The organism is Phyllobacterium brassicacearum (genome assembly GCF_003010955.1).
Lineage (GTDB): Bacteria > Pseudomonadota > Alphaproteobacteria > Rhizobiales > Rhizobiaceae > Phyllobacterium > Phyllobacterium brassicacearum.
In genome coordinates this window covers 21178-29974 of sequence record NZ_PGGO01000036.1, presented here as the reverse complement: position 1 = coordinate 29974, position 8797 = coordinate 21178, and the positions used below count along the sequence as shown (strand labels likewise).

Sequence of the window (8797 nt, the reverse complement as noted above, 5' to 3'; positions counted from 1 at the left end):
AGACGGCACGGAGTTTGAACCCAGGGAGGCCTGATCAGAAAGCTGCGCGGGAAACGCGCTGGCGAGAGTTGCCGTATCGGTCGGAGCGGCAGGCTACCGGATGAACCCGTTTGATTTACATGCGAGCGGCGTTGGTGCACCGAGCCGAAGTTCGACGCAGTTCGATCTTTGATGCCGCCTGTTATGCCTGTTTGTCATGGTGACGGACGGACTCCGGGCGTCCGTATGCCAGCATGCGGTTGAGAACGGCGCAACCGATGGCGACCTCTGTCTGTTGAGCCGGAAAGGATCGGGCCCGCAGGCGGCGTCCGATTGAAGCCTTGTATCGCCCGATGGCGGTTTCGATCAGCGCACGCTTACCGTAGCCGGTGGCCGCCTGCCATTGCAGCCGACCGTCTTTTGCGATCGCCGCTATGTGCTTGTCCCTTTGGCCGGGTGGCCCGGCGGAACCGCTTTCCACCGCCGTCGAACGCGGTGGAATAACGACGCTCGCCGTGGCACTGTGCTGCAGAACAGACAGATAAGTTGGCTTGCCATCATAGGCTCCGTCGGCTGTGAACTGGTCGATCCCGCCGTCGATCTGGCTGAGCAACGGTTCCACCTGGGAAGGATCATCCGTGTCCTGGTCGGTCAGCCTTTGGGCAATGATCTCGCAACTATTGGCATCCACTGCCAGATGGAATTTGCGCCAGTTGCGGCGTGATCTGGCGCCATGTTTCTCCTCAAGCCACTGCCCGGCGCCGTACACCTTTAACCCCGTGCTGTCGACCAGCACGTGCAGCGGGCCATCCGGCAGGGGCGGGTCTCGTCGGGCAGGTGGCGTCCATTTCTGTGCCCGGCGGCTCAGAGTTGTATGATCGGGGACGGGTATATCAAGTCCCATCAGATCGAACACCGAATTCATCAGCCCTTCGGTCTGGCGTAACCGCATTCCGAACACACAGCCCAGGGTCAGGGCCGTTTCGATGGCAAGATCGGAATACCGGGGTTGACCACCTCGCGTTTTTCGCCGTGGTGCACGCCATCCGGCCAACGCTTCCGGCGTCATCCACAGTGTAAGACTGCCACGCCGACGCAGGCCTTCCTCGTACTCCGGCCAATTCGTCACCCTGAATTTCATCTTTGCGATGTGATGACGACGATCGGCGTTGTGTTTGTACGGCATGGCACCCGGATCAAGCTGATTGATTGCGATCCTGTTTGCCTATCGCCGAACCGTTCAGAAATTATTCATGCACCAAAGCCACATGGCTCGGCATTCCGGTATCGACAACCCACACGATTACAGGCGCGATCATCGGCGTTGGATCAGCGCGGCGTGTCTCGGCGGTGCGTTGGGGCTTGGCCGGTAACATAGTCGTTGCCTGGCTGATAACCATGCCTGCCGCCGCGCTGATTGCGGGGCTGTTCTACATTGTAGCTGGGCTTGGTCCGTGACACGGATGCGATGCCTGCGCAGAGCGCGGCATCGCTCAGCGCTCCTTGCGTTTATTGTGTCTATTTTTTGCCGCTTCTGCTTCACCACGGGTCTTGAATGGGCCAATCAGGTCCGTTTCGACGCGACTCCGTTCTATCCTGACATAGAATAAGCCCAAGTTCGCAATTATGGATTTCCTTGGCTCCACCGTCTTTTTGGCGCTGTCTTTGGCGTGCATTCATTGACCCTTGGTTTTGAAATTCTCAACGGCGCGGCCAACATATCAGGACATTGGTATATCGCGCACAGCCGAGGCTTGAAAGGGAAGACCTTTAAAGACTTTTATTGTTAGCTCAGCAAGACGAGTTGATAACCTTTCCGAGGCTCAAGGGAGCGCAGATTGTAAGGAATAGAACCGGCCAGTACCTACGATTTGCGTGCCTTCTCCGTATCCCAATAAGCTTGTTGGTCCTGCGGAGGGTCATTTCGATGCTCTATTACTTGTTGCCGAGCATGTCTGGGAGAACCTTTGCCGCCGCTTCGGCCTCGAGCTGGATTGCCCCTGATTGTTCGGTTGCGTTATTGCTGCAACCCTGGATAAGCCCAGAGGCCCGATATGCGCATCAGGTCGCGGTAGATCACCAGGCGCTCATCAGGCGAAACCTTTGCGGCGTCGTCGATCGAAGGGGCATCCAGCGCCACCACAGGAAAGACATTTGCGGAAATGTCATATTGTTTCAGGGCGTCCTCGAGCAGCGTCCGTGCTCGCCGCATGTGGCTGGAGCTTGTCACGAGAATGACGCTATCCGCTGTATGGCGCTTAAGTAGGTTGGCGACGTTCAGCACATTGCCTACCGTGTCCTTTGACTTGTCCTCAATGAGGATACGGTCGCGGTCAATTCCACGTTCGACCAGCCATTTCATCATCACATCACCTTCTGTGAGACCGGCCTGCGGCTGCCCCCCGGTAACCATAATTCGTGCGGTTGGATGTGCCTGTGCCGCCTTGAGTGCGACGTCCAGCCGATCGAGCAACGGCTTGTCGGCCGTGCCGTCCTTCATCAACGCATAGCCGAGGGCAACAATCATTACCTTGCCAGGCACAGTTGGAATGTCGGTGTTTGGTTTTTCGGCCAGGATCTGCTCGGCGCGCACAAAACGCTGCCGATAGGCTTCGGCCCGGTCACGGTCGAGTGCGGACAATCCCTGATGAGCAAGGGAAGTGCTCGTTTCATCATTGCCGATGCGCGCAAGCGCCTCAAGCCATGCCTGCGCGTCGAATGAAGCAGGGTCTTTGACCAGAATATCTTCATAGGTCGAACGCGCACCATCGACATTCTTCTGCAGGATCTGTGACGAAGCGACAGCAAAGCGGAAGTCCAGCCGTTCTGGTGCAAGCTTCGAAGCCTCAGCGAAGGATTGCTCGACTACGTCATAGCGGCCATGCAGCGTGATACCCTTGAAAATCTCGGCTTCGGCCTTTTTGACGTCGCCGCCAGACCAGTAGTACTGCATGCCGGTATCGACAAGGGTTTTGATCCTCTCCGCATTCGTTTGATCGAACGCGAATGATTGTGGCGATGTAGCGAGCAAAATTAAGCCGGCAAATATTGGAGCAACGATTGCTTTTGCGACAGCAATTATCTGCACTCTGAGTTTGGATCGGCTCGAAACACTATAACCCGACATATGAATTCCCCTGTAGCATGATAGATACCAATAGATCCTGTTTCCCAGAGAATGTCGTCAAGCACCAACCGATTTGTGCCGGATTGTTTTTCTCCAGATCAGCGGTGCGTGCAGACTTACGGATCGCACCCCACCAGTGGTCGCTTCGCTTTGGAGCCAGGCGACACTGCTCTTTACGATTTCATCCACTGGCTGTGAGAACGTCGTCAAGGAATAAGACGTCCATGCGGACTGCTCGATATCGTCGAAGCCGACGACACAGAGATCTTCCGGAATGTGCAGCCCAAAATCGTGCTTTGCGCCGTCCATCAACCCCAATGCCATCAGATCGTTAACACAGAAGACAGCGTCCGGTCGCTTGGGTTCGGTGAACAATGTCTGCGCGATCTTGCGGCCGCTTTCGTAGACGGTGTTGCCGTGACGTACGACCATCACTTCGAGGCCGAATTCCGCAGCCGCGGCGATGAAACCGCGTTCGCGCGCCATTAGACTTGGTGTTCCGACGTCAGAGTTCGCGAACGCGAGACGCCGGCAGCCTGCGCGCAGGAAAGCGCTCACGGCCACTCGTGCCGCTTGGCCATCATCGAGATTGATGCGGAACGGGCCCTCGATATCATCATCGCGGTTGATCAACACGATGCGCTGGCCACTGTTGAGACAAAGTCTGGTGATCGCCTTATCTGGAAGCCCAGACAGCAGGATTGACGCGTCGGCGCGGTAGTGCAGGGTTTGTCGCAGGGCTCCGTCCACACTGCCGTCTGAACGATCGGTGTTGATGAGCATGGCAATCTTGCCGGCCGTCTGCAATTCGTGGGTAAGGGCACGCACCAGGCGAGCGCGGTAGGGCGTATCCATCTCAGACACGACCAGGCAGACGATACCGCTTTCGCTGCGCATCAAGCCGCGTGCCAGCTGGTTGACGTGATAGCCAAGGGCGTCAGCGGCCTCCATCACGCGCTGGCGTGTTTCCTCCGACACGCTGGCGCCCGGCGTGAATGTGCGAGACACGGCCGAGCGCGAAACGCCCGCCCGCTTTGCCACGTCATCGGCGCTGACGAATGATTTGTTCAATAGCTTGAGTCCATGGTTCAGTTCACGGCATCTTGCACGCGCTTGCGTTCTACTGCAACCATCAGATGCCTAATTTTATTGAAGGAATGTAATAGTCGGCTTGACAAGAAGATACAGCGTGTGAAACTTTTGCACACGCTTGCAAAAAGGCGTGCGGCATGGAGGTGCCGCTTTTTCAGGGAGGAAATCATGCGTTCTGTGTTCGCAATCGCTGCCGCTTTTGCCTTGGGTCTTCAGATGACGCCAACCGAAGTGCGCGCTGCGGAAAATCTCAATCTCATCTGTTCGGCAGATGTCGTCATCTGTGAACTGATGGAGGGTATGTTCGAAAAGGAAACAGGTATTCAGGTCAATATGGTGCGCCTGTCGTCGGGCGAGACCTATGCGAAGATTCGTGCCGAGGCACGCAATCCGAAGACCGATATCTGGTGGGCTGGGACTGGCGATCCGCATTTGCAGGCCGCTTCCGAAGGGCTGACCCAGGAATATAAATCGCCCATGCTTGATCAGTTGCAGGATTGGGCGAAGAAGCAAGCCGAGAGTGCAGGGTACAAGACAGTTGGTGTTTACGCGGGGGCGCTCGGCTGGGGCTATAACACCGAGATCGTCAAGACGAAGGGTCTGAAGGAGGCCAAGTGCTGGGCCGACCTCGTCGATCCATCCTTCAAGGGCGAAATCCAGATCGCCAACCCGAATTCTTCCGGCACAGCCTACACCGCCCTGGCTTCCCTTGTGCAAATCATGGGTGAGGACAAGGCGTTCGACTATTTGAAACAACTGAACGCGAATGTATCGCAATATACAAAATCAGGTTCGGCACCGGTCAAGGCTGCGGCGCGCGGTGAAACGGCGCTTGGCATCGTCTTCATGCACGATGCAGTCGCGCAGATTGCCGAAGGCTTCCCGGTCAAGGCCGTCGCACCTTGCGAAGGCACTGGCTACGAAATCGGTTCCATGTCGATCATCAAGGGTGCGCGCAATCTTGATGCGGCCAAGAAATGGTATGACTGGGCGCTGTCCGCCGAAGTGCAATCGCATATGAAGGAGGCAAAGTCGTTCCAACTGCCATCGAACAAGTCCGCCACCATTCCGCCTGAAGCGCCGAGGTTCGAAGACATCAAGCTCATTGACTATGATTTCAAGACCTATGGCGACCCCGCCAAGCGCAAGGAACTGCTTGATCGCTGGGACAAGGAGATTGGTGCAAGCGCCAACTGATCCTGTTGATGACTGACGTGATATGTCCGGATCGTTCCGGACATATCGGCAGCGCAAGTAACATTCTTTGACGAAGGCGGGTGGCGTTATGGAGCGTGGCGACCGGAGATTGAATATTGCTCTCGGCATCGGGTTCGCTGGGTTTGTCCTTGCGCCTTGGTACAGAATCGAGAGTGGCTTCTTCAACCTCGATTGGCTCGGCGATTTTCCTAAAGGCTTCAGCGAAGCGCCTGGCCTAGTGCAGATATTCGCGCACGGCCGCTGGACGCTTGCGATCATCGCACTGATCTTAATTGCCGGCCTGTTTGCGCGAGCCTTCAAAATCTCGCCGCTACGTTCAAATCTATTGGCCGTGGCAGGCGCGACCGGAATCGTCTTCCTTGTCTTGCAGGGACTCGCTGTCGGGGTTGCCGGTTGGACCTGGACGATCACTGAAGCGCTGTTCGGGCCGCTTACCGATGGGCAGCCGTCGATGGGAGCAGGTGCTGGGCTCGTGGCGCTTTCGTTCGTTTTGATGTTTTCCTTCGGCCTCGCCGAGCGCGGCGTGCTCCGGGGCGATGCCTTTGTGGTCGCTTCAATCGCGCTGCTCGTCTTCCTTGTCAGTATTTTTGTGTTCTACCCTGTGGGCAGTATGTTCATCGGTGCCTTCCAGAGCTTTGACGGCTCGTTCGATCCCTCCGGATTTGTCCGCAACATTCAGGATCCGTCGATCTGGAGCCTGGACTGTCTCGTCGGTGGCAATCGCTGTGGCGTTGCCTGGCGCACCCTGCTGCTGGCTATCCTTTCGGCGTTCGGCTCCACACTGCTTGGGCTCTGCTTCGCTCTGGTTGCCACCCGTACCCGCTTTCCTTTCAAGAAGGGCCTGCGATTACTGACGATCCTGCCGATCATCACGCCTCCCTTCGTCATCGGCCTCGCGCTTATCCTTCTCTTCGGCCGCGCCGGTGTCGTGACCCATCAGCTTTCCAATCTCTTCGGGATCGAGCCGGGCCGCTGGCTCTACGGCCTTACCGGCATCTGGATTGCACAGGTTCTGTCTTTCACGCCTATCTCGTTTCTCGTGCTCATCGGTGTCGTCGAGGGTGTCAGCCCATCGATGGAGGAAGCATCGCAGACGTTGCGCGCGGATCGCTGGCGTACGTTCTGGAAAATATCGTTGCCCTTAATGAAACCCGGCCTCGCCAATGCCTTTCTGATTGGCTTCATCGAGAGCATGGCGGATTTCGGTAACCCGCTGGTCCTCGGTGGTAGCCATGGAGTGCTTTCGACCGAAATCTTCTTTGCTGTTGTCGGCTCGCAAAACGATCCGTCGCGTGCCGCAGTATTGGCGATCATCCTTTTGTTCTTCACGCTCTCGGCCTTCCTTGCGCAGCGGATCTGGCTAGCAGGCAAGAGCTTTGCAACCGTTACCGGCAAGGGCGATTCCGGCGCGCATATTGCCTTGCCGCGATCCCTTTCCGTCGGCGTCCACGCTATCGTCATTCCGTGGATCCTGTTCACGCTGGTCATCTACGGCATGATCTTCTTCGGCGGCTTTGTCCGGACATGGGGTCTCGATAATACGCTCACCTTCGAACATTATCAGCGCGCATTTTCCTTGAACTTCGAAAATGGCGTGGTTGCCTGGACGGGCGTTGCGTGGAATTCCTTCTGGACGACTATCAAGATCGCGCTGATTTCGGCACCGCTGACAGCAGCCGTTGGATTGCTCACGGCCTATCTGATCGTTCGTCAACGCTTCGTCGGCCGCAATGTCTTCGAGTTCGCTCTGATGATGAGCTTTGCCATACCCGGTACCGTCATTGGCATCAGCTACATCATGGCTTTCAACCTGCCGCCGCTGGAGATGACCGGCACAGCGCTGATCTTGATCGCCTGCTTCGTCTTCCGCAACATGCCGGTCGGCGTGCGCGGCGGCGTGGCGGCGATGAGCCAGCTCGATAAAAGCCTGGATGAAGCATCGCTGACCTTGCGGGCGACGAGCTTCCGGACAATCCGCAAGGTCATCCTGCCCTTGCTCCGTCCGGCGATCGTTGCTGCGCTGGTCTATTCGTTCGTCCGCGCTATCACATCGATCAGCGCTGTCATATTCCTGGTCAGCGCCGAGTATAATATGGCGACCTCCTATATTGTCGGCCTTGTCGAGAATGGCGAATACGGCGTCGCTGTAGCGTACTCTTCGATGCTGATTGTCGTCATGATCGTTATCATCACTTGTTTCCAACTGCTGGTGGGCGAACGGAAGTTGCGCCGCGAGAACCGCGTTGCAACTGCCTTTATTCCGTCTGCCGCACCTCAAGAGAAGGCCGTATCATGACCACCCATCGCACCGGCTCTGTTGTGTTCGCCAATGTCAAAAAGCAGTTCGGCACGTTCACAGCTATTCACGATCTGACTCTGGATATCGAACCTGGCACGCTTGTAACGCTGCTGGGCCCGTCAGGTTGTGGCAAGACGACAACGCTGCGTATGCTCGCCGGGCTGGAGCACCCGACCTCGGGACGCATTCTCATAGGTGGTAAAGATGTAACCATGCTTCCCGCCAATGAACGCGATGTCTCGATGGTGTTCCAGTCCTACGCGCTGTTTCCGCACATGTCAGTGTTGGAGAACGTCGCTTATGGACTTGAGTCATCGAAAATCAAAAAGAATGAAGCGCGAGAGCGGGCGGAGGAGGGGCTGAAGCAGGTCGGTCTTGCCGGTTATGGGCAAAGACTGCCCGCTGAACTGTCAGGCGGGCAGCAGCAGCGCGTTGCCGTTGCCAGAGCTCTGGTGCTCGAGCCGCAGGTGCTCCTACTGGATGAACCCCTCTCCAATCTCGATGCACGCCTGCGCCGCCGCGTGCGCACGGAAATCCGTGAACTGCAGCAGCGTCTCGGTTTCACTGCAGTCTATGTCACCCATGACCAGGAAGAGGCACTTGCAGTCTCGGACAAGATTGTCGTGATGCAGGATGGCCTGATCGCCCAGCAAGGTTCGCCGCGCGAGCTTTATGAAGCGCCAGCCTCCTCGTTCATCGCCGACTTCATCGGCGAAGCCAATGTCGTGCCTTGCGAGGTCCTGCGCAGTGATGGCGGGCAGGCGATCATTCGTGTCGGCAAGCTGGAACATTCTGTGCCGGGCCGGAGCGCTCGCCCGGGACCGGCCAGGATCGCCGTCAGACCCAACGCCATCACGCTCGAGGCGGCCGAGAGCGGGGCGTTTCCCGGCAGTATCAGGCATGCCGCCTATCTCGGTGATCATGTGGAATACGAAGTCGAGACCGAGGCGGGCACGCTGTTCGTCGTAGACCCGGCCATCGACCGAAACCTTGCGCCGGCCACCAATGTCAGCATCGGCTTTCACCATCGCGGCATCGCAATCATCAACAGTTGAAATCTGCATTTATACCGAAGGAAAGAA

At 57.2% G+C, this 8797-nt stretch carries 6 protein-coding genes and 1 pseudogene; 4 read left to right on the top strand and 3 right to left on the bottom strand.

From position 1 onward, the window contains the following. Positions 1–181: 181 nt before the first annotated feature. Positions 182–1165, bottom strand: coding sequence for an IS5 family transposase (locus CU102_RS26885; RefSeq protein WP_106714129.1), 984 nt, complete (start codon positions 1163–1165; stop codon positions 182–184). Positions 1166–1242: 77 nt separating this feature from the next. On the opposite strand from CU102_RS26885, the pseudogene CU102_RS26880 reads away from it, so the two are divergent. Then, positions 1243–1437, top strand: a pseudogene (locus CU102_RS26880) (inorganic phosphate transporter); the annotation flags it as partial. 559 nt (positions 1438–1996) lie between these two features. Here the strand turns inward: CU102_RS26880 and CU102_RS26870 are convergent. Further along, positions 1997–2932, bottom strand: a complete 936-nt coding sequence (locus CU102_RS26870) for a YdcF family protein (protein ID WP_245425589.1) — start codon at positions 2930–2932, stop codon at positions 1997–1999. Positions 2933–3163: 231 nt separating this feature from the next. Next, a complete protein-coding gene (locus CU102_RS26865) occupies positions 3164–4177 on the bottom strand; it encodes a LacI family DNA-binding transcriptional regulator (RefSeq protein ID WP_106714126.1) in 1014 nt (337 codons plus the stop codon). Between the two features lie 189 nt (positions 4178–4366). Here CU102_RS26865 and CU102_RS26860 point away from each other — a divergent pair, with 189 nt between their 5' ends. The 3 genes from CU102_RS26860 to CU102_RS26850 all read left to right on the top strand — a co-directional run bounded on the left by CU102_RS26860 (position 4367) and on the right by CU102_RS26850 (position 8770). Then, positions 4367–5395 carry an ABC transporter substrate-binding protein gene (locus CU102_RS26860; RefSeq protein ID WP_106714125.1) on the top strand — a complete coding sequence of 343 codons (1029 nt, stop codon included), beginning with the start codon at positions 4367–4369 and terminating at the stop codon, positions 5393–5395. Positions 5396–5483: 88 nt separating this feature from the next. Next, the gene (locus CU102_RS26855) at positions 5484–7712 is read left to right on the top strand and encodes an ABC transporter permease (RefSeq protein ID WP_106714124.1); all 2229 of its coding nucleotides are present in this window, start codon (positions 5484–5486) and stop codon (positions 7710–7712) included. Then, a complete protein-coding gene (locus tag CU102_RS26850) occupies positions 7709–8770 on the top strand; it encodes an ABC transporter ATP-binding protein (protein ID WP_106714123.1) in 1062 nt (353 codons plus the stop codon). Before CU102_RS26855 ends, CU102_RS26850 begins: the two co-directional genes overlap by 4 nt. The last annotated feature ends 27 nt before the right edge of the window (positions 8771–8797 follow it).

Excerpts from the sequence above, each read along its gene's own strand:
- CU102_RS26850 (WP_106714123.1), top strand. The coding sequence starts at position 7,709 with ATGACCACCCATCGCACCGGCTCTGTTGTGTTCGCCAATGTCAAAAAG.
- CU102_RS26860 (WP_106714125.1), top strand. The coding sequence starts at position 4,367 with ATGCGTTCTGTGTTCGCAATCGCTGCCGCTTTTGCCTTGGGTCTTCAG.
- CU102_RS26885 (WP_106714129.1), bottom strand. The coding sequence starts at position 1,165 with ATGCCGTACAAACACAACGCCGATCGTCGTCATCACATCGCAAAGATG.
- CU102_RS26870 (WP_245425589.1), bottom strand. The coding sequence starts at position 2,932 with ATGCAGTACTACTGGTCTGGCGGCGACGTCAAAAAGGCCGAAGCCGAG.
- CU102_RS26855 (WP_106714124.1), top strand. The coding sequence starts at position 5,484 with ATGGAGCGTGGCGACCGGAGATTGAATATTGCTCTCGGCATCGGGTTC.